Source organism: Kitasatospora sp. NPDC022856, from assembly GCF_055561235.1.
Genome location: NZ_JBVHHE010000140.1, coordinates 1 through 1,342, shown reverse-complemented (window position 1 = coordinate 1,342; position 1,342 = coordinate 1). Strand labels below are relative to the sequence as shown.

1 protein-coding gene is annotated in these 1,342 nt (G+C 71.2%); it reads left to right on the top strand.

Features of this window, described 5'->3' with window-relative positions; translation table 11 throughout:
* Window positions 1-891: 891 nt before the first annotated feature.
* Window positions 892-1,125, top strand: coding sequence for a hypothetical protein (locus ACZ34W_RS38710; RefSeq protein ID WP_465611201.1), 234 nt, complete (start codon window positions 892-894; stop codon window positions 1,123-1,125).
* The last annotated feature ends 217 nt before the right edge of the window (window positions 1,126-1,342 follow it).

Below are 1,342 nucleotides of genomic sequence, written 5' to 3'. Positions count from 1 at the left end.
TGGCGAGGGTGGTCCCTACGACGGTGAGGAGGACCAGGGTGCCGGCGGTCTCGGCGACGAGTGGGCGGGCGCCTGCTGTGACTGTGGCGCTCGCGGCCTGCACCCCGGCCCTGGAGGTGCGGGGCGCACGAGGCGATCGACACGGCCTGGAACCCCGGAGCGCCTACGAGCACACTCACCGCGCCGCCGCGCCCCGGCATGCCGGCCTTCGTCAAGCCCGCGGAGTCCCCACCCACGGCCGCGCGGAGGACTCCCCCGCCGCCGGCCGGGACCTGGCCGCGTGCGAGACCCTGCTGGACTCCATCCACCCGGGCACCCGCGACCCAGCCCACCTGTCCTACCTCACGCACCAGCGGATCAGCACCGATGCCGCCCGAGATCCACAAGGACCTCGGACAGCCGCGGGCCGCCATGCGCGGGGGACAGCAGGCCGGGCCGATGTCCGCGAGCGACTTTCCCGCGCCATCGGCATCCGCTGCACGGTCCTGGCCGTCGCCCACCTGCGGAACGACGACCTGCCCTCGGCGCTGGCCCCACTCCGCAGCATCGCACTGGGTACGGGGCACCGTGCCGGTCCAACCGGTCATCTGCGCGGTCCTCACCCGCAGGCTCGGACGGACCGTGACGTCGGCCGAGGCTGGCTTCCCCCGCCCCAACGACGATCTGGATCTGCTGCAACCGACTTCGGGTGATGTCGTCGACGAACTCGTGAACCTCGGGAGGGCCGACATGGATGCATCATGGCGCAGTGCTGGCGGCCGGTCTCTACTCGGTGGCTCTCGGGATCCCGGGTTTCGCAGATGTGGCCGAGCGCGTGGGTGCCACCTCGACGCCGCTCGGCCCCACGGTGCGGGTCGGCGCGAGCGAGGTGGAGACCGTGCGGAAGATGACATGCGCCACCAGGACGCTAAGGACCCGCCACATCGTACGGAAGAAGGAGACCTCGACCTCTGCGGCGGCCAGCGGCAGCGCGTTGACCCCACCCGGCTGCGCCACCGCGTCACTACTCCGTTCCCGAACCGCCACCTGCCGCGCCCGAGCGCCGGCGACGAGCCGACCAGCGCCACGGACACGAAGGCGGGCAACGACGCGTTCGAGGAGGACGAACGGCACTGCGCCTCGTGATCGTCGCCTCGTAGGACCGCACCGCCCCGCGGGGCAGTGCGGTCAAAACGGCCTGGTACACCGTCTGAGACGAGCGTGGTGACTGGCCGAGAACACCCACGCGACCACAGGCCTGGCTGGGCTTACTGAGGATTTCGGGTTGTCGTCGGGTAGTGACGGTTCATGATCCCTGCGGTATGCCGTTGGTGTGAGGTATCCGGAGGGTGGGGGCCTGACC

What these genes read in the sequence shown, in the direction of transcription:
- ACZ34W_RS38710 (WP_465611201.1), top strand. Translation starts at nt 892, where the DNA reads ATGCGCCACCAGGACGCTAAGGACCCGCCACATCGTACGGAAGAAGGA.